At 35.2% G+C, this 22,395-nt stretch carries 30 protein-coding genes; 19 read left to right on the forward strand and 11 right to left on the reverse strand.

All coding sequences use genetic code 11. The features are described 5' to 3' along the window. Together K9M74_00005 and K9M74_00010 are read left to right on the forward strand one after the other, a co-directional pair. The coding region (locus K9M74_00005; protein MCF7798265.1) for a hypothetical protein at positions 1–543 on the forward strand (543 nt) is incomplete at its 5' end. A 154-nt stretch (positions 544–697) separates the two neighbouring features. Further along, a complete protein-coding gene (locus K9M74_00010; protein ID MCF7798266.1) occupies positions 698–1,519 on the forward strand; it encodes a ParA family protein in 822 nt (273 codons plus the stop codon). A gap of 164 nt (positions 1,520–1,683) precedes the next feature. On the opposite strand, the gene K9M74_00015 is transcribed toward K9M74_00010, so the two are convergent. Together K9M74_00015 and K9M74_00020 are read right to left on the reverse strand one after the other, a co-directional pair. Beyond that, positions 1,684–4,131 carry a valine--tRNA ligase gene (locus K9M74_00015; protein MCF7798267.1) on the reverse strand — a complete coding sequence of 816 codons (2,448 nt, stop codon included), beginning with the start codon at positions 4,129–4,131 and terminating at the stop codon, positions 1,684–1,686. 2 nt (positions 4,132–4,133) lie between these two features. Next, positions 4,134–4,817, reverse strand: coding sequence for a peptidylprolyl isomerase (locus tag K9M74_00020; protein MCF7798268.1), 684 nt, complete (start codon positions 4,815–4,817; stop codon positions 4,134–4,136). Positions 4,818–5,109: 292 nt separating this feature from the next. Between K9M74_00020 and K9M74_00025 the strand changes: the two genes are divergently transcribed. The 9 genes from K9M74_00025 to K9M74_00065 all read left to right on the forward strand — a co-directional run bounded on the left by K9M74_00025 (position 5,110) and on the right by K9M74_00065 (position 12,153). Next, positions 5,110–5,526, forward strand: coding sequence for a hypothetical protein (locus K9M74_00025; GenBank protein MCF7798269.1), 417 nt, complete (start codon positions 5,110–5,112; stop codon positions 5,524–5,526). Between the two features lie 114 nt (positions 5,527–5,640). After that, positions 5,641–6,201 carry a DNA-directed RNA polymerase gene (locus tag K9M74_00030; GenBank protein MCF7798270.1) on the forward strand — a complete coding sequence of 187 codons (561 nt, stop codon included), beginning with the start codon at positions 5,641–5,643 and terminating at the stop codon, positions 6,199–6,201. Between the two features lie 86 nt (positions 6,202–6,287). Then, positions 6,288–7,103: a hypothetical protein gene (locus K9M74_00035; protein ID MCF7798271.1), complete on the forward strand. Its 816-nt coding sequence runs from the start codon at positions 6,288–6,290 to the stop codon at positions 7,101–7,103. Between the two features lie 398 nt (positions 7,104–7,501). Then, positions 7,502–8,461, forward strand: a complete 960-nt coding sequence (locus K9M74_00040) for a hypothetical protein (GenBank protein ID MCF7798272.1) — start codon at positions 7,502–7,504, stop codon at positions 8,459–8,461. Further along, the gene (locus K9M74_00045; GenBank protein ID MCF7798273.1) at positions 8,454–9,173 is read left to right on the forward strand and encodes a hypothetical protein; all 720 of its coding nucleotides are present in this window, start codon (positions 8,454–8,456) and stop codon (positions 9,171–9,173) included. The genes K9M74_00040 and K9M74_00045 overlap by 8 nt, the downstream gene beginning before the upstream one ends. A 2-nt stretch (positions 9,174–9,175) precedes the next feature. Next, positions 9,176–9,592, forward strand: coding sequence for a response regulator (locus K9M74_00050; protein ID MCF7798274.1), 417 nt, complete (start codon positions 9,176–9,178; stop codon positions 9,590–9,592). A 256-nt stretch (positions 9,593–9,848) separates the two neighbouring features. Beyond that, the gene (locus tag K9M74_00055) at positions 9,849–10,232 is read left to right on the forward strand and encodes a RimK/LysX family protein (GenBank protein ID MCF7798275.1); all 384 of its coding nucleotides are present in this window, start codon (positions 9,849–9,851) and stop codon (positions 10,230–10,232) included. Further along, positions 10,229–11,323, forward strand: a complete 1,095-nt coding sequence (locus K9M74_00060) for a RimK family alpha-L-glutamate ligase (protein MCF7798276.1) — start codon at positions 10,229–10,231, stop codon at positions 11,321–11,323. The genes K9M74_00055 and K9M74_00060 overlap by 4 nt, the downstream gene beginning before the upstream one ends. 50 nt (positions 11,324–11,373) lie before the next feature. Further along, positions 11,374–12,153, forward strand: coding sequence for a hypothetical protein (locus tag K9M74_00065; protein ID MCF7798277.1), 780 nt, complete (start codon positions 11,374–11,376; stop codon positions 12,151–12,153). Here the strand turns inward: K9M74_00065 and K9M74_00070 are convergent, their stop codons facing one another. The 7 genes from K9M74_00070 to K9M74_00100 form a co-directional block, all read right to left on the reverse strand. Next, positions 12,154–12,723: a hypothetical protein gene (locus K9M74_00070; protein ID MCF7798278.1), complete on the reverse strand. Its 570-nt coding sequence runs from the start codon at positions 12,721–12,723 to the stop codon at positions 12,154–12,156. A gap of 168 nt (positions 12,724–12,891) precedes the next feature. Further along, positions 12,892–13,575 carry a 60S ribosomal protein L31 gene (locus K9M74_00075; protein MCF7798279.1) on the reverse strand — a complete coding sequence of 228 codons (684 nt, stop codon included), beginning with the start codon at positions 13,573–13,575 and terminating at the stop codon, positions 12,892–12,894. A 10-nt stretch (positions 13,576–13,585) separates the two neighbouring features. Further along, on the reverse strand, positions 13,586–13,759 hold the full coding sequence (locus K9M74_00080) for a 50S ribosomal protein L39e (protein MCF7798280.1): 174 nt from the start codon (positions 13,757–13,759) through the stop codon (positions 13,586–13,588). 1 nt (position 13,760) lies between these two features. Next, entirely contained in the window at positions 13,761–14,417 is a 657-nt protein-coding gene (locus K9M74_00085) for a 30S ribosomal protein S19e (protein ID MCF7798281.1), read from the reverse strand. Positions 14,418–14,566: 149 nt separating this feature from the next. Beyond that, positions 14,567–15,328 carry an exodeoxyribonuclease III gene (gene xth / locus K9M74_00090; protein ID MCF7798282.1) on the reverse strand — a complete coding sequence of 254 codons (762 nt, stop codon included), beginning with the start codon at positions 15,326–15,328 and terminating at the stop codon, positions 14,567–14,569. A gap of 35 nt (positions 15,329–15,363) precedes the next feature. Further along, on the reverse strand, positions 15,364–15,699 hold the full coding sequence (locus K9M74_00095) for a hypothetical protein (GenBank protein ID MCF7798283.1): 336 nt from the start codon (positions 15,697–15,699) through the stop codon (positions 15,364–15,366). Further along, positions 15,693–15,944 (reverse strand): hypothetical protein, encoded by a 252-nt coding sequence (locus K9M74_00100; protein MCF7798284.1) that lies wholly within the window; start codon positions 15,942–15,944, stop codon positions 15,693–15,695. The genes K9M74_00095 and K9M74_00100 overlap by 7 nt, the downstream gene beginning before the upstream one ends. Positions 15,945–16,147: 203 nt before the next feature. On the opposite strand from K9M74_00100, the gene K9M74_00105 reads away from it, so the two are divergent. The 3 genes from K9M74_00105 (at position 16,148) to K9M74_00115 (ending at position 17,382) form a co-directional block, all read left to right on the forward strand. Continuing rightward, the gene (locus K9M74_00105) at positions 16,148–16,666 is read left to right on the forward strand and encodes a YjbQ family protein (protein ID MCF7798285.1); all 519 of its coding nucleotides are present in this window, start codon (positions 16,148–16,150) and stop codon (positions 16,664–16,666) included. 117 nt (positions 16,667–16,783) lie between these two features. Beyond that, a complete protein-coding gene (locus tag K9M74_00110; GenBank protein MCF7798286.1) occupies positions 16,784–17,053 on the forward strand; it encodes an AbrB/MazE/SpoVT family DNA-binding domain-containing protein in 270 nt (89 codons plus the stop codon). Beyond that, on the forward strand, positions 17,035–17,382 hold the full coding sequence (locus K9M74_00115) for a type II toxin-antitoxin system PemK/MazF family toxin (protein ID MCF7798287.1): 348 nt from the start codon (positions 17,035–17,037) through the stop codon (positions 17,380–17,382). The genes K9M74_00110 and K9M74_00115 overlap by 19 nt, the downstream gene beginning before the upstream one ends. 2 nt (positions 17,383–17,384) lie before the next feature. On the opposite strand, the gene K9M74_00120 is transcribed toward K9M74_00115, so the two are convergent. Further along, positions 17,385–18,215, reverse strand: coding sequence for a hypothetical protein (locus tag K9M74_00120; GenBank protein ID MCF7798288.1), 831 nt, complete (start codon positions 18,213–18,215; stop codon positions 17,385–17,387). A gap of 641 nt (positions 18,216–18,856) precedes the next feature. Between K9M74_00120 and tmk the strand changes: the two genes are divergently transcribed. The 4 genes from tmk to K9M74_00140 all read left to right on the forward strand — a co-directional run bounded on the left by tmk (position 18,857) and on the right by K9M74_00140 (position 21,259). Continuing rightward, the gene (gene tmk, locus K9M74_00125; GenBank protein MCF7798289.1) at positions 18,857–19,516 is read left to right on the forward strand and encodes a dTMP kinase; all 660 of its coding nucleotides are present in this window, start codon (positions 18,857–18,859) and stop codon (positions 19,514–19,516) included. A gap of 42 nt (positions 19,517–19,558) precedes the next feature. Further along, a complete protein-coding gene (locus K9M74_00130; GenBank protein MCF7798290.1) occupies positions 19,559–20,296 on the forward strand; it encodes a methyltransferase domain-containing protein in 738 nt (245 codons plus the stop codon). A 110-nt stretch (positions 20,297–20,406) separates the two neighbouring features. Further along, positions 20,407–20,634, forward strand: coding sequence for an Lrp/AsnC ligand binding domain-containing protein (locus K9M74_00135; GenBank protein ID MCF7798291.1), 228 nt, complete (start codon positions 20,407–20,409; stop codon positions 20,632–20,634). Positions 20,635–20,644: 10 nt separating this feature from the next. Further along, positions 20,645–21,259, forward strand: coding sequence for a hypothetical protein (locus K9M74_00140; protein ID MCF7798292.1), 615 nt, complete (start codon positions 20,645–20,647; stop codon positions 21,257–21,259). Here K9M74_00140 and K9M74_00145 read toward each other — a convergent pair. Next, the gene (locus tag K9M74_00145) at positions 21,224–21,820 is read right to left on the reverse strand and encodes a DUF1461 domain-containing protein (protein ID MCF7798293.1); all 597 of its coding nucleotides are present in this window, start codon (positions 21,818–21,820) and stop codon (positions 21,224–21,226) included. The genes K9M74_00140 and K9M74_00145 overlap by 36 nt on opposite strands. A 110-nt stretch (positions 21,821–21,930) precedes the next feature. Here K9M74_00145 and K9M74_00150 point away from each other — a divergent pair, with 110 nt between their 5' ends. Next, on the forward strand, positions 21,931–22,353 hold the full coding sequence (locus K9M74_00150; GenBank protein MCF7798294.1) for a hypothetical protein: 423 nt from the start codon (positions 21,931–21,933) through the stop codon (positions 22,351–22,353). Positions 22,354–22,395 lie beyond the last annotated feature (42 nt).

A 22,395-nucleotide genomic window follows, 5' to 3' on the forward strand; every position in this document is an offset into this window, starting at 1 on the left:
AACCTCTCAAAATCCTTTGTGAAGAGGCGAGCATTAGTGAAACGTTCTAGGAAGGGTCAAGCTGCATTAGAATATCTTATTACCTATGGTTGGGGTTTTTTAGTTATTCTTGTGGCAATTGGTGTTTTAAGTTATTTTGGCCTCTTAAATCCGCAACGTTATGTTCCTGATACATGTGAATTTGGTGAGCAAATTAAATGTGTTGATCATTTGATTGTAAATCAAGAGGATTCTGGTTTAAGTGGTTATGTTGTTTTGCGTGTAAGAAATAATTTTGAAGAAGATATTCAAATAACTAATGCAAGCGATATTGATGGTGTTATTAGTTTACATACGGGTTCTTTAGTTATTAATCGCGGTGAAATTAAACGCGTTGAATTAGCAATTGCAGATACTAAACCCCTAGGTGTTGGTGATAAAACGCGTATTCCGGTACTGCTTGAATTTAATCGCGTTGGAGGTAGTGTTTCTCATAATATTTCGGGAGTAGTCTTTGCTGAAGTTGTTGATGTTGCTGATCTTGGTTCTAATCCGGTTACTTAAGTTTTCATCTTGTTTTGTTATTTTTTCTGTGAACAATATGTGTGTTTTTGTTTTACTTAGGCGAGTCCATCAACCAAATAATAAAAATATTTATATATTAGTATACACTTTCCCACACACATCTAACCTGTTTTGCATGGTGAAAGGTGTTTATATGAGGAAAATATGTGTTATTAATCAAAAGGGTGGTGTTGCAAAAACGACCACGGCAGTAAGTATTGCAGCAGGTCTTGCTCGTCAAGAAAAACGAGTGTTGCTTGTTGACTTAGATCCGCAAGGTAATGTTGCGCATTCGCTCACAGCAAGTAAACGTTTAAATTTGTATGATTTTTTAATGGGAACTTGTTCTCATGTTGATTGTACGACTGCTCTTGGAAAGAATTTAGATATTATTCATAGTGATGAATCATTAACCAAAATTGATGTGCATTTAGCAAAGCAAACCAATCCTTCTCAAGTGATTTCTAAAAAGTTTGCTGATGTGCAGGATTATGATTATCTTATTTTTGACTGCGCACCATCCTTAGGTATGCTTAATCAGAACGCATTGCTTTTTAGTGATGAAGCACTTATTCCAGTATCAACGACGTATCTTTCTTTAACTGGTTTAACGTATATGGTTGAAGCGATTAAAGAACTTAATAATCATTTTAATCATGATTTAAAGATTTCCCATATTGTGCCAACGTTGCATGATAGACGTAATCGAACGAACCGCAACATGCTTGCAAAGTTAATGGAAGATTATGGACAAAAAGTAACTAATCCTGTTCGGGTGAATTCAAAGCTTGCTGAAGCGCCTGCAAGTGGAAAATCAATTTTTACGTACGCGCCAAAAAGTCGTGGTGCTGAAGATTATGGGGAAGTTGTTAAGACCATTGTTGCTAATGAAAAACAAACTTCTATGCGAACAGCTTCACAACCAATTAGTATGCGTGTGCAGCAAATGATGGCTGATGTAGAAATCGAGGACTAAAGAGCAACGTCAACAGCTACGGCCTTGAAGTATTCTTAAGTCAAACGTATTTTTTTGAACTGTTAAGTTTACAAAATCTCCACGTTTGATGATGTTTTTTTTTTTTTGCTTGTATTGCAAGTAATAGTTCTTCGTTGTTGTTGACAAGAATTAATTTTTTCTTCTTACTCTTTTTTTTCTTCTTTTGGTGCTAGTGTTCCTTCAAACTTAACTTCTTCAGAATCGGTGATTGTACTTGTTTCAATTTGTCCAGCACTTAATGTCATATCTAAATCATTTTTAACTAATTCAAGTAAATTTTTATTTCCAAAATAATTTGCTGAAGTGAATTGATGTTTTTGACTAACTCCGGCAGCATTTTTTTCTTGCCTTCCAAATGAAATTATTTGTTTTGCAACTTCGCCTGCGGCCTCTTCATCAGCAAACACTAACTCTTCACTAAATGTTGGCCAACTTTCTGTATGAATACTTTTCACGTTAAGGTCGTTTGCAAATTTCCAGGAGAAAACTTCTTCTGTAATGTATGGAACATAGGGTGCAAGTAACTTAAGTGTATTAAGCAGGACATGATACAAGGTCATTTGCCCAGCATATCGCGCATCGTCGCCATGAAGTTCTGGTTTGTATAATCTATCTTTAACAATTTCTAAATAATTATCGCAGAGGTCATCCCAGAAAAATCGTTCGATGATAGTTCTTGCTTTTGCATATTCGTATGTATCTAATGCTTTGTCTGCTTCATGAATTGTTGTATTTAATTTTGAAACAAGCCATTTATCGATTGATGATATTTTAGAAACATGTAATGCTTTACCATCGTAATCTTCAAGATGCATGTGTGCAAATTTTGCAGCGTTAAAGATTTTTGTAACAAATTTTTTCCCTGTTTCTAGATATTTATCGTGGAATGGTTGATCTTCACCAAGTTTTACAACTGATGCTGCATACCGAACAGTATCTGAACCGTATAGATCGATAATTTTTACTGGGTCAATAGTGTTGCCTTTGCTTTTACTCATTTTCTTGCCGTGTTTATCAAGGACAAATCCTGAGACCATGATATTTTTCCAAGGAATTGTGTTATTGTTATACAATCCTTTAACGATGGTGTAAAATGTCCATGTTCGAATAATATCATGTGCTTGCATGCGAAGTGTCATAGGAAAAACTTTTTTGAATTCTGTTTCAGATAGATCTGGCCATTTGAGCGCAATTTGTGGGCTCACGCTGCTTGTTGCCCAGGTATCCATAACATCCATTTCAGCAATTAAGTTATCGTTACTTTTTCCTGTTTCTTGAGCGTACCATGCTGGTTTATGTGTCATGGGATAAATGGGAAGATCTTCTTTACGCGCTATAATTGGTTTGCCTGTATCTTTTTCATACCAGACAGGGAATGGAACGCCGAAATGTCGTTGCCTGGAAATACACCAGTCCCAATTGAGGTTTTCAACCCAATGAGTGTATCGTGTTTTCATATGTGTTGGATACCAATTAATGTCATCACCAGCTTTAATGAGTTTTTCTTTATGATCCATAACGTTAATGAACCATTGTGAAGTTTTGAGGAATTCAATTTCTGTACCGCATCGTTCGTGCACGTTTGTATTGTGGCTGATTTGTTTACTGGATTTTAAGAATCCTTTTTCTTCTAAATCTATAACGATTTGTTTTCGAGCATCTAAAATTTTGAGGTTTTTGTATGGTCCTGCAAGTTCATTAAGCATTCCTTTTTCATCAAGAATGACTCGTAAATCAAGTTTGTATTTATGCCATTTCTCAACATCTTCTTTGTCACCAAACGTACAGACCATCATCAGACCCGTTCCTTTGTCAAGTGCTACGCTTTCATCAAATTTAATAGGAACCTTATAGTCAAGAATTGGAACAACTGCATTTTTTCCTTTTAGATGTGTATATCGCTTATCTTCAGGATGTGCAAAAATACCAACGCATGCAGGAATGAGTTCTGGTCGTGTGGTTGCAATAATTAATTCGTTGCCTTCTTCATCATGAAAGGCGATATCATGAAAATGGGAATTTTTTTCTATATTTTCAAACTCTGCTTGTGCTATTGCTGTTTGACATTTCGTACACCATACTGTTGGTGATGATGTTCGATACACTAATTCTTTTTCATGTAAATCAATAAATGATAATTGTGATGTTTTAATGCTGGTGTCATCAATAGTGGAGTAGGCGTTTTCAAAGTCTGCACTGATTCCTAAGTCAATCCATGGTTGTACGAGTTCTGGTAAAATTTCTTTTACTGTTTCACTACAAACTTTTACGAAGTCTTCCCGAGCCATCTTTTTAGAATCTAATTTTTTTAATTTCTCAATGTATCGCTCTGTTGGTAGACCATTATCATCGGTTCCAAATGGAAAGAATACATTAAACCCTTTCATCCGTTTAAATCGCATGATAAAATCTCCTTGTGAATAAGATATGGCGTGGCCCATGTGCATTTTACCGCTGACGTATGGTGGCGGTGTATCTGCTGAATATACATTATCGCCTTGTTTGGAAAAAGTAATTATTTTCTTTTCTTTCCAGTATGTTTTCCACTTACTTTCAATATCTTTAAACGAATACTTTTTGGGTAGTTCCATTTTTATTCTTCTTTTTTAGCTTCTTCTTTTTTATTGCTGCCTTCTGTGGCTTCAAAGGTAACTGCATCAACTTTAATGAGTCGTTTAATATCTTCTGTTAATGGTTTTGCAAATTCTGGTGGTAGTAATTGTTTTGTTGTGATAATCACTTCTTTCTCTGTTGCAGTAATTTTATCTACTGGCAAGCCCATAGCATCAAAGAATGCTTGTGTTTGTTCTTTTTTATCGGTAATGATTTTAATAACTTCAACGTCATAAATAAGATCTTTGCTTGCTAGTGGATGGTTAAAGTCTACAACGACCCTTCCCCCGCTTACTGAGCGAATAAATCCCATTTGATTATCAATATTAACTTGTAATCCTGGTTGTGGTCGAATGCCTTCTTTTACAAATATTTTGTTAGAGAGTAGTTTCATAAGTTTTGCATCTTTTTTGCCGAATGCGTCAACGTCAGGAATCTCGAATGTGTATGTGCCCGGTTCTTTACCAATAAGTTGTTTGTCGATTCCAGGAAGTACCTGTCCTTCACCTACAACGATGACTGCTGGTCCGTATTTTGTTTTTGGACTGTATATTTCTTCTTGTTTAGCAACAGCGATATCTGTTGTGTCAAATACTGCTTTGTCTGAATCGTTAATTTTTCCTGTATAATTGATTTTAATAAAATCTCCTTCTTTAATTGCCATAAGTATCACTTCATTTACTATTACATCAGTTCAAGCTTTAGTGTTGCCTTGGAGCTTTGTTAAGTGAGCAGATTTTACGCAAAGCGTAAAATAATTCCTGCGAATGATTACTCCTTGTCAACAGCGTTGACAATAAGACTCCGTAACACGTTGCGCTGATTATTTTGGTTGTTGAATGTCAAGCGAAGCTTAACAGTAAACAATTTTAATTGGTTAGTCCTGAGGGCTTTTTAAACCTTCTCTCTTTTCATGAGCGTAACTATATAAATAAGGCTTATTATTTTCTATTCTCATGGGACTCTTCACAAAAAAAGCTAAAGTCATTATTGACACTAATTTTCTCTTGCTTCCAGGTAGTGAAGGTATTGATATTTACACAGAAATTGATCGCTTAGTAACCGAATCATACGAGCTGTGCGTTATGGAAAATAGCTATAGGGAGCTTCAACACATTATGGATGGTCAGACTAAAGCTAAGGGAAAAGATAAGTTTAATGCAAAGCTTGGTTTTATCATGGCCAAGCAAAAAGGTTTAAAAAGCCTGGCTTGTTCCTCAAAGGAGCCTTTAGTGGATGATAATATTGTCCGCATAGCAAATGAGAAGACGTACGTTGCAACACTCGACAAAGGTCTTCAGAAACGTTTGCAAAAAAAACAGGCAAAAATAATCACAGTACGTCAAAAAAATCATTTGACATTACTGGCATAAGGTGTGCAACCCCGTTCTTGTCTTTGGGCGCGTATATCTTGGCAGGGTGGCTGTTAACCTGAATCTGAACGCTGTTCACAGGTCGCAGAATTCTGTTAGAGGAGGAAAAAGAAAATGTTTTACGAAGTTAAAGTAAAAGATCACATTCGAGTCCCGCCTAGTGCTTTCACAAAAGACTTAGCGGATGCTGTTGTAGGGCAGATTAAAGAAAAATATTCTGGTTATATTTCTAAAGAACTTGGCTATGTTATTGATGTTGTAAAACTTAATGGTGTTGAAGATGGAATTATTATTCCGGGTGATGGTGCTGCGTACTATAAAGCAACATTTGACATTCTCACGTTCATTCCTGAGATGCAAGAAGTTATTTACGGTAAGATTAAAGACATTACTGACTTTGGTGCCTTTTTAACTTTAGGTCCTGTTGAAGGTATGATTCACATCGGCCAAACGATGAATGACTTTGTGTCGTTTAGTAAAGAAAAAGTCTTAACTGGTAAAGAATCTAAGCGTTCCATTAAGGTTGGCGATAAATGCTTTGGCCGAATTGTTGCAGTGTCTTTTAAGGACATTACGAATCCAAAAATTGGTATTACGATGCGTCAAGATGGTCTTGGGAAAGCCGAATGGGTTCCTGAAGACTTCAAATCACCTAAAAAAGCTGAAGCGAAGTAATTGCTTCACTTATTTTTTTATTCTATCTTTTCTCCTTTAAATATTCTATACGAAGTTTTATATTATGTTTTAGAATTAGGTCTTTTATGTCAAAACGATTTATTTTCACGCAACCCATTGACTTTGAACTCAAACGTCCTGATTTTATTGTTAGAAATGAATATCCTCAACAATACTTAAAAGAAATATTGCAAGCTCGCGTGCCTGATGCGCAGGTGATTATTATGGACGACCATCATGATGTTGTATCGTTACTCAATGATGCTTTGAAAAACGGTGAAGAAGAGTTTCAGAAGTATCGTGCAGCATATCAAGATGCAATGAGCATGGCTGTAGAATTGGATGTGTTAGATTTTCCTAGTGCTGCAAGTGATTTTGAACGAAAAGAGTATCATCATCGACGTGAGCAACATAGGCAGCGAGTGAAGGAAAAATATCCTGAATATAGTGTTAACTTGGCCTACGATTGTTTTACTTATGCTCATCCACGAAAAATTTCTTCATTTACAGAATCAAAAATTAAAACTGATATTGAGGGAATTGTCGTTCCAATTGGTCATGGTGATTATAGAGATATTACTGATATTTTATGTGGATTAAACGGAACTATAAAAAAGCAATTTGATGAGATTGTTGCTAATCGTGGTCTTCCTGAAAAAGAAAGTGATACATTAGAGAATTCAAATGTGAAACATAATTTGAGTTTGATGCGCCAACATTTCTACAAGCGATTTCAAATTCCTGTCTTTGAGTCATTTATTCACGCACCGTATGATCGAGATGGTCTAGCGCCTGTTGGTCGACAGATTGATTGGAAAGAAGATGAATACTCCTTTGGTCGAGAAGAGCATATCAAATTTGCGTTCAACAAGTGGATTGACACCTACTTTCCAAAAAAATAAGTTTTTTCGGAGTAAATAGTTCTTTAGAACATACAGCAACACGCAACTCTTTGTTTTATTTGGTTAAAAAAGGTTGATTTTTCATAACCTGTTCGTGTTAAGCTTTGCTTGATCTGTTGAGCTTCGCTTATCACACAAGCAAATTTGTTACTTAGTGCCCAAAAATCTTAATTTCTGTTATTCTAAACGTTCTCCTTGCAGTTTTTTAGTCTTTTTTCTCGTATTTTCCTTAAGTTTTTTAAATGAAACGTGTTTTCTTGGGAGAATTATCACGTGCGTATTCTGCGTAAAGTGAGAGTATTTTCAAGGGAAAACACATAGTTTTCACTTAAGAGAAGCAAAATATTTAAATAAGAAGCGATACTGCAAATAAGTATTATTATAAGGGTGACTATTAAATGAAAGCATGGTATAAAAGACTTGGTTATTACGAGAACCCGTTTCTCATCAAACCGCTCCAAGAAATGACTAAATTATATGGTCAAGAAGAACAACTCAATGACGCGTTGTATTATGTTCGTTCGGGAGCAACAATTTTTGTTGAAGCAAAGAAAGGTGCAGGTAAAACTAAATTCTTACGAAAAATTATTGAAAGTTTTAAAGGAAGAATTATTTATGTTGATGCAGCTAAGCTTAAGAAAAATCTTAATATTGAAGAATTACTTCGAAAACGAAATGGTATGAAAGGAAAACTTCTTGGTAGCAAACCAAGAGAAATGATTCTTGTCATCGATAATGTTGATGAACTATCTCATGTGAATACGGAACGACTCAAATATTATTTTGATTATGGCTACTTGCATTCAGTTGTCATGGCGGGCAAGTCATTTAAGAAAGTGCCTTTTAGTGAAAGTATGGCTAATCGTATTGGTCGACGAGTTATTAAACTTGATGATTTAACAAAAGATCAAGCAATTGAACTCGCCTTTGAGCGTCTTGATGAATTCAAAGATGATGAGGATGCACTTATCAAACAAAAACTTATTCAGAAAATTTTTGAAAAAAATACAAATCCTCGCATGTTTTTAATTAACTTGCACCGCGTTTTTGAAGAAATGGGTTTTGAAGAAGATGAAAAAGTTCTTGATAAACATCTAAACATTCTTGATGAACCATTGGATGCAGAGGATGAAGAAGATTATGCATCAGCTCTTGGTGAAGAAGTTATTTCTGACGAGGAAAAGCTTGTTGATGAGAAAGGAAATAAGATTATGAAAGTTGGCGAGTATTACAGATGTCCTGCTTATGAGATGTTTTGTGGTAATTGTGGAGCTATTGTTAAAAGAACGGACACCTGCTGTCCGGAATGTAATGCTGAGTTTGAAAACACACAAGAAGAAGGTGAAAAAAATGAGTAAGAAAGCTCCTTTATGGTATGAATCACTTGGTTATGCTTATAATCCGTTTATTATAAAGCCAGGATTTTTTGATGATGAAGTAGTTGGTTATGATAAAGAAATTGATAATCTTGTGACAAAACTAACCAGTCCTGTTATGTATTTTTTAGAAGGTGATTTTGGTCTTGGTAAAACAACAATGCTTCGTTATGTAATCAATGAGTTTGCTGGTCAGAAAAAAGTGTTATACATTAGTCGAAATAGAAGTGATAGGGCATTTGATTATGCACAGCTTTTGAAAGGTGCAAATAAAGGACTAGGAAAACTTCTTGGTAAAAAAGCAAAAGACGTTATTCTTGTTGTTGATGAAACTGCAAAGATTAATGCTGCTGATTGTGAGCAAATTGTTGAGTATTTTGAGTCGGGTAATTTTCTTTCCGTTCTTTTTGTTGATAAATCGTTTAAAGAAGCTCGACTTTCTGATGAGATAAGAAAAATTATTGGCCAACATGTTATGTCGCTTAAGCAACTTAAAGCTGAAGATGCAATTGAGTTAGCAAGAAGTCGACTTGATGGTAATAATGATTTTATTTCTGATGCTCTTATTAAAGATGTTTTTGATAAATCAGGAAAAAACACTCGATTATTCCTTGCAGCATTAGAAGATGTATGTAGACATGCTGTTAGTACAGGTCAAAAAAAAGTCACTAAAGATGATCTAAAAGTTTTATAAACATGAAGTCAGATAATAAAGAACCTCATAGGGGTCAACTAGATGACATGGTGAATGATGCTTTTTCTAAAAAGAGAATTCTTATTGCAGAAGATGATGAACTTTCTAGAATGATTTTTAGTTTTCAATTACAAGACGAGTACGATGTTTTTTTTGCTAATGATGGTAAAGCAGCAACTGATTTAGTTTTATCATATCATTATGATTTAATTATCTTAGATGAGCGTATGCCAAAAATGAGTGGTTCTAAGGCGAATGAAGAGATTAGACAATATCAGCCAGACGTTCCTATTTTTGGTATAAGTGCATCATTTGGTGAGTTAAGTTATTTATATGAAGTAAAAGACAAGTATGATGAAGTGCTTGCTAAACCATATGATGTGGATGTTCTTCGTAATCTAATTAGAAAATACATATAATTTTTTATTTTTTTGTTTTCTTGTTTTTTGATTTTTTTTTGTTTTTTTTGCTCAATTTTCTTGTTTTTGTTTATATGCTGGCACCTTGACGTAACATTCATCAACAACCGATTCAACCAGGCGCAGCCCTACAAAACGACTGTTGTCATAAAATCGTTGTTTTAGTATAATCTAGGAAAAATATCCTTTTCCCCTATTTTGAACAGGGTCCAAAAACCACTTCATTTATAAAAGAATCTTGCTTACAAAGCAGCAGATGACCTCTGCAAAAGATACTGATGATGAACAGCATATAATTGGTTTTACAGAACCTGTATTATGTACATCGAATGGTAAGCATATTCAAGTTCGAGCAAGAATTGATACTGGTGCTTCAAAAAGTTCAATTGATGAAAAACTAGCTAAAGAATTAGGTTTAGGTCCTATTTTGGGCGAGAAAACAATTCGTAACGCGCATGGAAGTAGTTCAAGAAAATTTGTAGATGTAACTATTGAACTTGCGGGAAGAAAATTTACTGAACATTTTACTATTGCTGACAGATCAACTATGCGTTTTCCCGTACTTATTGGTCGCAATATTTTACGAAAAGGTTTTTTAATTAATCCAAAAAGAAAAGCCCGCAAGGTGCAACTGAAATGAAAGCAGCATTAATTAGTTTAGAAAGTGAGTCAAGTAAATGGACGGCTGTTGCAATGGAGAAATATTTTGATGAAGTTGATTTACTTAATATTCGTCATATCGAAATTAGTATTAGTGGTAAGAAAGCAGAAATTTTATACAAAGGAACTCCTTTAGCAAGATATGATTGTATTTTTGCAAAAGGCTCGTTTCGTTACGCTAATCTTCTTAAAACATTAACGCTTCTTATTAATGGTACTGCTTATATGCCGATTAGTGATAGAGCGTTTACGTTTGCTCATGATAAACTTTTAACACAACTAGAGTTTCAAAGAAATGGTATTCCTATGCCTACAACGTATTTGGCATCAACTATTACTGCGGCACGTTCTATTCTTGAGCGACTTAATTATCCAATTATTATGAAGTTTCCTCAAGGAACAGGTGGAAAAGGTGTGCTTTTTGCTGAAAGTTTTGCATCAGCATCATCTATTCTTGATGCGCTTTCCTCTCTTCGTCAGCCGTTTATTATTCAAGAGTTTTTAGAAACTGGTGGGCGTGATGTGCGTGCATTCGTTATTGGTGGTCAAGTTACTGCTGCTTATCAACGAAAAGCAAAGAAGAATGAAGCTCGATCAAATATTCATTCTGGTGGAACTGGTGATGTTATTGAGCTTGATGATGAAACAAAGCGTATTGCAGTAAAGGCAGCAGAAGCGCTTGGTGCAGATGTTTGTGGCGTGGATATTTTAATGACCCATAAAGGACCTATGGTTTTAGAAGTTAATTTAAGTCCTGGTTTGCAAGGCATTACTCAATACACAGGAATTGATATTGCTGATAAAATTGCAAAATATCTTGCTGACAGAACACAAGCAAAGATGAATCGCTCTCAAAAGAAAGGAGCTGATAAAGTGCTTTCGGTTATTGATAAGGCTGATAAAAAAGAAGACACGCTTATTACTTCAATTGATTTTAGAGGAAGTCGCGTTTTACTTCCTGAAATGGTTTCTAAATTAGCGAACTTTAAAGAAGATGATGACTATGAGTTTGTCGTAAAAAATAGCGAAATTTATATTAAGAAGTTTGAGATGAAAGAATATAAAGATTAGTTTTTAAAGAAACAAAAGTATTTTTATAGTATTCTTTATTTTTCTTTTTTATGTCACAAGAAAAAATTGTTCCATCCCCTAATAAATATTTATCACACGGTAATATTGCTGAGATTATCGCGCTTAAAATGTATGCTCCTGCACATAAAGTTTCTGATTCTAGTTATATTCGTCAAGTTGCAGCTTCACTTTTTCTTCGTCCAGAAACTCTTGCTTATTATTGGTCTGAGGAATATACTCCTTCTAGAGAAACTAAATCGAAAATTCCTCAAAAAGAAGAAACAAAAAAAGAGTGGATACAGGATAATTTATCTTCTGTTAAATCGGGAAAAACAAAAAGGCTTCCTTCTAAAAAGAAAGAAGATACGTTACAAACCACCTCAAAAAAACCTTATCTTGTCTCTTCACCCGAAAAAAAATCTATGTCCAAAAAAGTCAGTTTGCATTCTGACGATGATTCTATTGATGCGCTGCTCAAGAATGATGTAGAGTCAGGAGATGTTTCTGTTGCTGATATGGTTAAGCACGAGTCAAATGTATTGTCTACTCCTGAATCTGTAGATGAAACTATGGAGTTTCTTGACTATGCTCGTTTGCATGTTGCGAAAAATTATAAAACGAGTTTTCTTTTTGTATTGCGACGAGCGTATCAAGGTGTTCCTGTTAAGACTATTGTTGAAGAACTAAGCAAACAAGATTTCGGAAGATTTTCTGAGAATTATATAACATATCAACTTGAATATAAACAAAAATTATTGGGCGCATCGTCTATTGATGCTTTATACAATAAAATTTACAAAGGAATTTCCTTTTCTTCAAAAGAAAAATAATTATTTTTCTAGAATTTTAAACTCTTGCGCTCTAAATGTTTGTATATTAAAACCATTAATTAGATTAATGTATTTATCTTGACTATAAGGATGTTCTGCTTGTTCAAAAAGTAAGGGGAAATTATATTTCATAACAAAATTAAATAATTTGGAGAATGTTTCTTCTATGTTGACTGGTTGTTGACTAGTATAGGTTGTGTTTAAACTTTTTTTATGCCATCCAAATATGCTTTCAAGAGCTCGTTCTAGGTATTCTGCTTCACCTTCAAACTTGTTATGTGCTACTCGCGCAATGCCATTTTCGTAGTAGATATGTTGTTTATCTTGTTCTTTTTTAGATAGATTAGTGAGTTCATCAAATGTATTAAGATAGACGCGAGTATGAATTTTGATAGTATTACTTGAAAGCGGATGTTTGTTTAGGTGATGGCGAACATAGGTTTCTAAATTCATCAATTCTGTTTCTTTAATTTCTGTTATTCGTTTTCCTTTCTTAAGTTCTCTAATGATATCTTCTCCACTAAGGCGTGTTGCACGCATATATCGAGGATTTTTCCATCTTCTTGTCATAAAAAAGGTAATTCTTTGAAAATTTATATGTGTTTCTTTCTTTTTGACTTTGTGTGAACAAGAAGCGTGTGCTTCTTTTTAAACGATTTGTATTAAGAATAAGAAAAAAGTAAAAATAAAATGCTCGGAAATAAATTTCCGGCACACTTTACAGCGAAATAAAGAAATTTATTTCTTTTTGTCTTCTGCTTTAACTTCGGGCTTAACTTTTTGAGTAGCTTCCTTTTCTTCTGCCTTTGCTTCTTTTGTTACTGCTGGCTTTTCAACAGTTTTTTGTGTTTCTGCATCTGGCTTATTAGTTTTAGCTTCAGTTTGTGAAGCAACAGGCTTCTTAACAGCTTCCTGCTTTTCTGCGTTCGGCTTGTCAGTTTTTGCTTCTGCTTTAGGAGCTTCTTTTTCTACAGGAGTTGCAGGTTTAGTTTCTGTTTTTATTTCTGTTGGCTTAGTTTCAGCTGTAGTTTTTGCATTTGCTTTCGCTGGTGCTTCTTCTTTTTTGTCGCCCTTTGCGCCTTTCACTGCTGCTTGTAATTTCTCTTTAGCAGATTTTGGCTCTTCTTTTTTCTCTTGTTGTTTGAAGTCTTTGTAAGCTACACCTTCAAGTTCTGCTCGTACGACACCTTCAGCATCTTTAGTTGCAGTAATTTTTACTCGAGGGGGCGGGTTCTTAATTCCTTTTGCCCAAAGTAATTCATTAAGTTGTGCGCCTAATTTGATGTTTTCGGATTTCATATGTCGTACAAGAAATGCCCGAAGTACAGAAACAGCTTTATTAGTTCGCTTGTAACGTGGTGTTTCTGCATATCCTCGTCTAAGAGGTACGGTGTAGGTTCGTGTTAATGTTTCATCTGCCATAATCTATCACCTATACTTTAGTTTTACCACGTCTCCATGAACGTTTTACTTCTGTGTGTCGTCCCGGGTGGATTTTTTTATTAGATCCGTAGATCTTTGGGATTGTCCAAAATGGAGCCCATCTTGTTTGTCGTCCAAGCTTTGCAAGTCGCTTCTTTTTTGCTGGTGGAATAACTCTTGCCATTTTACTTAGCCCCTCTATCAGTTTTCTGCTTTTCTGTGTTCGGCTTATCTGCTTCAGTGTCAGGCTTTGCAGTAGTTTTCTGCTGTTCAGCTTTTACTTCTTGTTTGCTTTCTTGTTTTGCAGTTTTTTCTTCCTTTGTAGCTTCTTGCTTTTCAGCTTTGTCTTCTGCTTTTGGCTTTTCAGCTTTTGCTTCTTCTTTAGCTGGCTTTGGCGAAGGTTTAGTTACTGGTTTGCTTGTTTTGATTGCTTTGCCAACTGTTTTTGCTGCTTTTGCTAGAATGCTTATGCCTGCAGGTGTGGTGATGCGTCCTTTGTGTGTGCCAACAGTATGTTGTTTAACAAGTTTTGCTGTTTCGAGTTGTTGCAGAATTGCGCGAATTACTTTTCCGCCTGCTCGTGTAAATTTATCAGGTTTATAGCCTCTGTTTTGTCTTCCCCCGTATCGGGTTCGAAGTTTGCTTACCCCTACTGGTCCTTCTTTATAGCACATTCGCAGAATGGATGCTGCTCGGATGTACCACCAGTCAGGATTTTTAGGCATAGTTTCTCTATGTGGTCCTGTTTTTGCATACAGTGCCCACTCCGGCATTTCTATATGGTTTTTTAATTCAGCGCTAGCCGCAATAATGAGCTTTTGCTGATCTATGTCGTATATCATTTTTGCTGTTCTTACCTCGTTTTTCAACGAACGTTGCATGTGAACTTTGTTCATCACGCAGATGACGCAAATTAAAAATTATTTTTGCGTTAGACAGAGCAAACGCGCTTCTCTTTATAAACAAAGTGGTTCTGTTTATAAACAAATCCTTAGAATTTTACTTTCACGCCAACTGGGCAGTGATCGCTTCCCAATACTTCTGGTAGAATAAATGCTTCTTTTACGTATTTCAAAGATTCTTTACTAGTCACAACATAATCAATACGCCAACCAATGTTGCGTGCTCGAGCGCTAAAGCGGTATGACCACCAGCTATATTCGATGGCATCGGGATGTAGCGTTCGGAATGTATCGACAAATCCTTCAGAAAGCAACTGCGTAAAAGCTCCTCGCTCTTCAAGAGTAAATCCTGGGTTGCCCATATTTGGTTTTGCATTCTTAATATCTATTTCGTTATGTGCAACATTAAGATCACCACAAATAAATATTGGTTTTATCTTGCTCATTTTTTTAGCAAACGCTCGAAGTTCTTTTTCAAACTCGAGTCGATAGTCCATGCGAAGAAGTCCGTGTTGCGCGTTTGGCGTATAAACACTTGCAACAAAGCATTGCTCAAATTCCAGCATCAACACTCTGCCTTCATCATCAAACTTCTCAATACCAATTCCTTTTATAACTGCTAGTGGTTTCTGTTTAGTATAGATGGCAACACCACTATAACCTTTCTTTTGTGCAGAGAAAAAGTATGAATAATAATCACCAATATCTGTGTGATGTTCCTCAAGGTTATCAATCTGAGCTTTCGTTTCTTGAATGCATAAAACGTCTGGATTATACTCCAACAAATACTTATCAAAACCTTTTTTAGCAACTGCCCGAAGACCGTTCACGTTCCAAGAATGTATTTCCATGATAATTTGTTTGCTGGGCTGATTTTTAAAGATATCTATGATTTGTCAAGTCGTGTGCTCATCTCTTTAAGTTTGTCAATAACGTGTTGTTGATTATTTTTTTTGCTCAGTTCAATGAATCGAATGATTTCATCTTGTAATGCTTTCACATCTTTGATGAGAAGAATTTTTCGAGAGTGGATAAAATAAAATCGAAATGTTTTGTATTTTTTCTCTTTGAGGATGAAATTGCCAAACGCATAGAGTAAATCTCCTTGGTAGGGGTTATCTTGTAGCGAAAGAAATAATTTTTTTATCTCGTGAAGCTCTTTTTTATTAAATTGCTTCTCGAGCTTTTTAACAAGCGTTGTATCTATTCTAACGATTACCATTCTAAGTCATTTACATCTACAGTGTCTTCTAAGTCTAAGAAAAGTTTTGCAAATTGGGTTTCTATTGCGGAGTTGTAGAGGCGCTCTAAAATCTGATTGTATGTTTCGTTTTTGTGTCCAAATTCAGATATTTTTTGATGTATTTCTTCATTGACTGCGATAGTTTTCATAGGTATCACCCATTTATAAGAAATATAATAATTATAAATATTATAAATGTTTTCATTTTTTAAGTTATTTTGCATTTTTTACTTGTTCGATTTAATTCTTTAAAATCATCACGTCAACTTGTCTAGTGCTTGTTTTTGCACAGGAGGAAAATTTCAACTAAATAGAATTAGATATTTGTTATTATTACCTTAATACCTATACAGCAATGGCAGAAATCTACAAAAAGAAATAATTCTTTCTTAACCTTTAAAAAGCATGCTTTACCTTTAGAGGTAAAATGACGTTTACAACTTTTTTTGACAAACTTTCTTTTCAAACAAAAAAGCGTTTACAATTCATTACAATAACCAAACAAATTCAAGACATTGTCAAAAAATCAGGCATTCAGTCTGGCAGTATTATTATTCAATCCATGCACACAACTGCACGGCTTTGGGTGAATGAAGATGAAAAGAATCTCATAGGAAATGGTTCAATGAGTTACACTCCTGACATTCACCAAGTTCTTGACACTTTCGCAGACCCTGACGCTACCTATTATCATAATGACATTAAAGATGTTCGAAATCCTGAAGGGAAACGAGACACGCATCTTTGCGCACCAGATGACCAAGGTGTGTGTTATGAGTGTAAGAATGGTCATGCGCACGCGCAAGCACTTATGCTTCCTCACGCGCTCACGTTTATTGTGCAAGACTGCAAACTGGTGAAAGGTTATTGGCAGGAAATTATGCTTATAGAGCTTGATCACGATAGAAAGCGAGAAGTAAGTATTCTTGTGCAAGGAGAAAAATAGTTTTTCCGTAAAATTTTCAATTTTTTCTTAGAAGACTATTTAATGCTCTTTCATAGACTTTATGCTATGAGTATTTCAGAAAACTATATAAGTAAGAATAGTCTTACTAGTCTTACCATGCTTGAAACGGTAAAATTATCTTCAAAAGGTCAAATTGTTATTCCTGAACGAATTAGAAAAAAACTCGGTCTCAAAGAAGGCGATAATTTAATTCTTCGGGAGGAAGGCGGTCGTTTTTCGTTAGAGCAAGAAGAGTCATTTATGCGACATCTTGAGCAATTTGAAAAGCAGCGAGAACGGATGGGTTGGTTAATGCTTGCTGAAGAAAATCTCAAAAAACTATGGGATAATCCTATTGATGAAAAAGAATGGGGTCGTTATCTTTGAAGCAGAAGGACTTGTTTTTAGTTTCCTTTCCTTTCTCTGATTTATCTAAAACGAAAGTACGTCCAGCAATTATTGTCTCTAACAATAAGTTCAACAAGAAAAGCGAAGATGTTATTGTTTGCGGTATTACTGCGCAACAATCTTTAAAGAAAACTCATTTGCAGATTAACACAACTTCATTGTCTTCTGGAAAACTTCATAGGTCTTGCTCTATTGAACCTGAATCCCTTTTCAAGATGGACAAACGATTGCTTCTCAAACAAATTGGAGTTCTAAAGGAAAAACCTTTCCAAGATCTTTCGAATAAATTGCACGAACTACTTTCTTAATCTTATTTTATTTCTTCAATAGTTTCTAAGTCTTTTATTCGACTTTCAGCGTCAATACTCATATGAAAGAAATGCCAAAATACTTTTTGCATCCACGCAATCCATTCTTCATCTCGAATTTCATAAAAAATATACAATCTGGAATTGCGTTTTTGTGCTTTCTCTTCCTTAAATCGCATAAATGTTTTATCGATAACAAAACTTCGTAGTGGTTGCTCTGCGTGCCGCACTTCAATAAGATTTTTTTTATATTTATGATTTAACGCCAACACTGCTTTGATATTATCAATTGCATCTAGTTGTACGTTAGCAACAACTTTGATACTGACATTTCGAGCTACAAGTTCATCAAAGACATCAATTATCTTTGTGTTTCCTTGTGTAACGAGTGCCCATGATAAATTGCCTGAGAAAATAAGTACTTGTTCTTGCGTGCTTCGAAGTGCGTACTCCAAGTCTTGTTTCTCAGTAAGTTTATACTCTGTTTGTTCTTCATAGAATGCTCTTCTTTTTCCTTCCTCTATATATTGATAAATATCAAATGGGCTAAAATCAGTCTTATGGTGTGCACTTTGAATTTTTTGCAGAAGTCGTTCTTGAAATTGTGAGGAATGAATGGATGTATTATCTCTATAATAAACAATCTTCAGCGCTCCTCGAGTTCCTTCTCTAAATACTTTGGTTGCAACTGTCCCTTCTTCTCGAGCAATTCGTTCAACGTAAGAATCAGCAGTTCTCCAATTCCGTCCAAGCATAACTGCTACTTCTTGAATAGTTCGCGGAGCTATTTTGACAAAGTCCTCTATCTTTCGAATATCTTCTTTTCCCAACATCTTTTACAGTAACGCCTTGACGTTTAATCAGAAACGCGAGCGATTCGATGAAAATTAAAAATTTTCAGCATGCCAAAAATAATTTTTTGTGCACATGCAGCTCGTGTTTCGTAGTACGACCACGTCGTTATATCGTCGCGTTACGACCCTTAATCAATTCTCAGAAGCTTTAATATTTAAATTTGCCGAAAAAATACAACACTATATCAAGACTTCTGTAAGAAATAGATAAACTTACTACAACACTATAATATATCATAACGAAAAGCGTGAAACTACGCACTAAGATAGATTGTTACGTGCTACCGAGGATTGCGAGGTGCACCAATGACGCCTATCATTCGTTGGCCGGTGATACGTATGAGGAAAGATTTTTGGACATTGGAGGAATTAGACGAACTTGAAGGGTTTCAATTACAAGTGAGCCGTGAAGGCGAAGTCTAATTTTGAGGTAACATACAACAACAGCTAACATAAATACTGCCTTGCAGAACAATGAGTTCATCACATTCCGATGCAAAAGCGAGGAATTGTTATGATGAACGACTCAGATTTCGTCGTAGCGCGACGAATAATGCTGCGCAGTAGTTGTTAGCTTTTTCTTTTCAGAAAATAATATAGTGATAGCGAGGTAAAACAGAATGGAGAATAATTATTTTTTTACGTTTGAAGGATTAGACGGCTGTGGGAAAGACACGCAATTGTTTGCGTTTGCGCAAGCTCTTAAGAATGGTTGTAAATATTTTGAAGGGGAAAAACATAAACCTTTATGGATAACTAATGAGCCAACGATGCTTTCAACGCCAGGAAAGAAAATTAACGAACTAAAAAAGACAAACACCTTATCAGTTGATGAAGCAACTAATCTTTTCATTGCAGATAGAATCTTGCACACCGTCCAACATGTCAATCCTCGACTTCGTGATGGTCATGTCCTTTCTTCAAGATACGATCTCTCAACTTATATGTTTCAAGGAGCGCAAGGTGCGAGTTTTTCTCTAATGTATGACTTGCACGATTATCAAAACAATGGTTCGAGCAGTAGAATTCCTGACATCACGTTTGTTTTTGATGTTCCTGTGGATGTAGCCATGCATAGAATTCACAAGCGAGGCGATAGAGCAGAATATTTTGAGAAAAGGAAATTTCAAGAAAAAGCAAAAGAAAATCTTGATCGTTTAATGGTGCTCCTTCCTGATATGGATGGTCGAACAATAATTAATATTAACGGGAATCAGCCAGTGCCTGACGTCACAAGAGAAATGCTCAAAGTCACCTCCTGCTACGTGAAACATATGTAAACATGCATTACTTTTAAATACGTCTTTAGCTTACTACACGCTATGCACGTCAAAAAGCTCGCAATCACAGAGGAAAAAAGGATTTATCCTATTTTGGACCTTAACCGTTCCATTCACTTCAATGAGGGTGCTGTTGATAGACAAGTGCTTATTGATGCAAATCATGAGGGCGTCATAAAAACAACAGGTGGGCAAGAATTGCTTTTAGTCCCTGCAACGTTCAAAGATAATATGGAGCGTATGAAGCAACAAGCAGCAATCATCATCCCTAAAGACATTGGGTTTATCATCGCAGAATGCGGTTTAACCAAAGACTCAGTAGTAATTGATGCTGGTGCTGGTAGTGGTGGAAGTGCTTGCACGCTTGGTGCGTTATGTAAAAAAGTGTACACTTACGATATTAACGATCAGCACTTAGAAACGGTGCGGGAGAATTGCGTTAAACTTGATCTTACTAATGTCGAAGTTATCAAAGGCGACATAACCACCATCGAACCTAAAGAGCAAGTTGATTTATTCGTTTTAGATATTCCTAAGACTGAAAAGGCAATTCCTACGATAAAAAAAGCGTTAAAACAAAGTGCTTACGCTGCAATTTACACACCGCATATTAATCAAGCACAACAATTTATTCAAGAACTCGATGATGACTTTAAACTCATAACAGTTATAGAACTTATTCAGCGTCGCTGGGAAGTTAATGACAAACAATTACGTCCAAAACATAACATGCTTGGTCATACAGCGTTTTTAACAATAGTTCGAAAATTTAAAAAATAATTTTGTGTAAAAACATCGCCTACACGTCACCCCGAAGGGGTCAACCCTCGACGTGATACGTCAGAACAATTTGACGGCATCGGCGATATTTATACTGGAGGTATGGTAAAATGTTAGCATATTTGTTAATTAATGTGGAAAAAGATAAAGAGCAAGAACTTTATGAGACTATTAACGGTTATGAAGAAGTTATTGGCTCACACATAATTTTTGGAGAATGGGATATTATTGCTAAAGTTGAAATAGAAAATTCTGAAGCATTAGGAACTTTTATATTAGATAAAATTCGTCCACTTGATGGTGTTGCAATGACAAGTACATTAATTGTTGCTCGTTGAAGGTTTGTTGATGAATACAAAAACTAGTAAAAAAGGTTCTTTTAAAGAGCGGTTTATCGCGTTTTATAGTGAACAAACAAAACAACACACGTTTGCAAAGTTTTCCATTGTATTACTAGTTATTTTGATTTATTTTATTATTATTTCTTCACACTATGGAACTAAAGATGGTTTTCTTATTACTGCTTTAACCTGGTCTTTTTTCGTATTTTGTACGCCGGTTGCTGATGCAGGTTTCTTACTTGACTTTCCTATTCGTCTTATTACAAAACTACGAATGATTTATTCTGAAATGGTTGTATGGGTGATAGCATTAATTCTTAATGTTATTGTCTTTTTTACAAATCCGGGTGTGTACGAGAAAACATTTATTCTCAGTTTATTTCATCATATACTTTCTCAGCCTTTTCCTTTCTGGGGAATTATTCTTCTTTCAGGCGCAGGCACTTTTCTTTCAGTGTACTTTGCTGATGAGTTATTGGATGTTTCCACACATAAAAATAGAGAAAAATATCATCGTCACGTGAATAAATATCAAATAATTTTAATGTTATTTTTAATTGTACTCATCATTATTTTTTATAATTTCTTACTTACGAAGATGGGTATTACTATTCATCTTTAGTTTCTTTCGTGCACTATATTTCTCGCCAAGAAGTGCTAAAATACTTAGTACTAACAAAATCACCATAATTAAAATGCTCATGCTAGTAAAGAATTTTTCTGGATAGGTTTGAATGAGGATTGAACTGAATGGAAATGAATAATTACCTTGTGGAAAAAGGAGTTGATGAAATAGTTCAAAGAGTTTGGTAAAATTTGCAAACGTAAAAAGTGGTGTGAAGTAGAATAGAAAAAGAAAAGGCGTCAGCATTATTCCTCGTCGCTCTGCACGATTTAAATTAAACCAATATAATAAGACTCCCCCTATAAGAAGGAGTATACTATATGTGGTAATATGTATGAGTCTTCGAACATCTTCTAAATGACTTCTTTCTGCTGGCGTGAAAATTTGAAGATTTGTTGAATTGCCTGTGAGTAGAAATTTCGTAACTATCTTATCTGTTCTTTGCGCTTCTTCTTTAAGAAATGGTTTATGTAAACTTGAAGAGAGCGCTACAAGAAGAAAACTTACACATATGAGTGCTAGAAGATAAGTTATTCCAAGCAGCCAAACTCTTTTCATATAGTATTCTATGTACTTCTTCTTTTTAAATGCTTACTCTCTTGTTATTTAGGGAAAGATTTTTAAAGTGTTTTTCTATAAATGAACCTATAACTCTTTGGAGGGGTAAAATGGCTTTAGAAAGTTTATTGCCTACGGGCATATTTGCTGCTTTTGCAGGAATGATGTTTTTAGTGGTTATTTTAGGAATTGGCTTGTATATCTACTTGTCTTTTGCTGTTATGACTATTGGTCGAAGAGAGAAGGTTGATTATCCTGCTCTTGCTTGGATTCCGGGTTTAGGTCCTGGTTTAGTGTTTAGAAAGATTGCTAAGATGCATTGGTGGCCTTTTTTGTTATTAATTGGAGCTTTAATTCCTTTTATTAACATTTTTGCAACGATTGCTTTCATGGTGTTTTTCTTCATGTGGTGGTGGAAAACTACAGAAGCAAGAAAATTTCCTGGTTGGACAGTACTTCTAGCTCTTATTCCTATTGTGGGTAGTCTTTGGATGTATGTGCAGTTAGGTCTTTTAGCTTGGAAGAAAGAGTAAATGCAATTGCTTCTTTAAGGAGCATTTTAGGAGCATTTTTTT

Source organism: Candidatus Woesearchaeota archaeon (assembly GCA_021734105.1).
Classification (GTDB): Archaea; Nanobdellota; Nanobdellia; order Woesearchaeales; family SKGA01; genus SKGA01.

Excerpts from the sequence above, each read along its gene's own strand:
- K9M74_00010 (MCF7798266.1), top strand. The coding sequence starts at position 698 with ATGAGGAAAATATGTGTTATTAATCAAAAGGGTGGTGTTGCAAAAACG.
- K9M74_00015 (MCF7798267.1), bottom strand. The coding sequence starts at position 4,131 with ATGGAACTACCCAAAAAGTATTCGTTTAAAGATATTGAAAGTAAGTGG.
- K9M74_00020 (MCF7798268.1), bottom strand. The coding sequence starts at position 4,817 with ATGGCAATTAAAGAAGGAGATTTTATTAAAATCAATTATACAGGAAAA.
- K9M74_00025 (MCF7798269.1), top strand. The coding sequence starts at position 5,110 with ATGGGACTCTTCACAAAAAAAGCTAAAGTCATTATTGACACTAATTTT.
- K9M74_00030 (MCF7798270.1), top strand. The coding sequence starts at position 5,641 with ATGTTTTACGAAGTTAAAGTAAAAGATCACATTCGAGTCCCGCCTAGT.
- K9M74_00035 (MCF7798271.1), top strand. The coding sequence starts at position 6,288 with ATGTCAAAACGATTTATTTTCACGCAACCCATTGACTTTGAACTCAAA.
- K9M74_00040 (MCF7798272.1), top strand. The coding sequence starts at position 7,502 with ATGAAAGCATGGTATAAAAGACTTGGTTATTACGAGAACCCGTTTCTC.
- K9M74_00045 (MCF7798273.1), top strand. The coding sequence starts at position 8,454 with ATGAGTAAGAAAGCTCCTTTATGGTATGAATCACTTGGTTATGCTTAT.
- K9M74_00050 (MCF7798274.1), top strand. The coding sequence starts at position 9,176 with ATGAAGTCAGATAATAAAGAACCTCATAGGGGTCAACTAGATGACATG.
- K9M74_00055 (MCF7798275.1), top strand. The coding sequence starts at position 9,849 with ATGACCTCTGCAAAAGATACTGATGATGAACAGCATATAATTGGTTTT.
- K9M74_00060 (MCF7798276.1), top strand. The coding sequence starts at position 10,229 with ATGAAAGCAGCATTAATTAGTTTAGAAAGTGAGTCAAGTAAATGGACG.
- K9M74_00065 (MCF7798277.1), top strand. The coding sequence starts at position 11,374 with ATGTCACAAGAAAAAATTGTTCCATCCCCTAATAAATATTTATCACAC.
- K9M74_00070 (MCF7798278.1), bottom strand. The coding sequence starts at position 12,723 with ATGACAAGAAGATGGAAAAATCCTCGATATATGCGTGCAACACGCCTT.
- K9M74_00075 (MCF7798279.1), bottom strand. The coding sequence starts at position 13,575 with ATGGCAGATGAAACATTAACACGAACCTACACCGTACCTCTTAGACGA.
- K9M74_00080 (MCF7798280.1), bottom strand. The coding sequence starts at position 13,759 with ATGGCAAGAGTTATTCCACCAGCAAAAAAGAAGCGACTTGCAAAGCTT.
- K9M74_00085 (MCF7798281.1), bottom strand. The coding sequence starts at position 14,417 with ATGATATACGACATAGATCAGCAAAAGCTCATTATTGCGGCTAGCGCT.
- xth (MCF7798282.1), bottom strand. The coding sequence starts at position 15,328 with ATGGAAATACATTCTTGGAACGTGAACGGTCTTCGGGCAGTTGCTAAA.
- K9M74_00095 (MCF7798283.1), bottom strand. The coding sequence starts at position 15,699 with ATGGTAATCGTTAGAATAGATACAACGCTTGTTAAAAAGCTCGAGAAG.
- K9M74_00100 (MCF7798284.1), bottom strand. The coding sequence starts at position 15,944 with ATGCAAAATAACTTAAAAAATGAAAACATTTATAATATTTATAATTAT.
- K9M74_00105 (MCF7798285.1), top strand. The coding sequence starts at position 16,148 with ATGACGTTTACAACTTTTTTTGACAAACTTTCTTTTCAAACAAAAAAG.
- K9M74_00110 (MCF7798286.1), top strand. The coding sequence starts at position 16,784 with ATGCTTGAAACGGTAAAATTATCTTCAAAAGGTCAAATTGTTATTCCT.
- K9M74_00115 (MCF7798287.1), top strand. The coding sequence starts at position 17,035 with ATGGGGTCGTTATCTTTGAAGCAGAAGGACTTGTTTTTAGTTTCCTTT.
- K9M74_00120 (MCF7798288.1), bottom strand. The coding sequence starts at position 18,215 with ATGTTGGGAAAAGAAGATATTCGAAAGATAGAGGACTTTGTCAAAATA.
- tmk (MCF7798289.1), top strand. The coding sequence starts at position 18,857 with ATGGAGAATAATTATTTTTTTACGTTTGAAGGATTAGACGGCTGTGGG.
- K9M74_00130 (MCF7798290.1), top strand. The coding sequence starts at position 19,559 with ATGCACGTCAAAAAGCTCGCAATCACAGAGGAAAAAAGGATTTATCCT.
- K9M74_00135 (MCF7798291.1), top strand. The coding sequence starts at position 20,407 with ATGTTAGCATATTTGTTAATTAATGTGGAAAAAGATAAAGAGCAAGAA.
- K9M74_00140 (MCF7798292.1), top strand. The coding sequence starts at position 20,645 with ATGAATACAAAAACTAGTAAAAAAGGTTCTTTTAAAGAGCGGTTTATC.
- K9M74_00145 (MCF7798293.1), bottom strand. The coding sequence starts at position 21,820 with ATGAAAAGAGTTTGGCTGCTTGGAATAACTTATCTTCTAGCACTCATA.
- K9M74_00150 (MCF7798294.1), top strand. The coding sequence starts at position 21,931 with ATGGCTTTAGAAAGTTTATTGCCTACGGGCATATTTGCTGCTTTTGCA.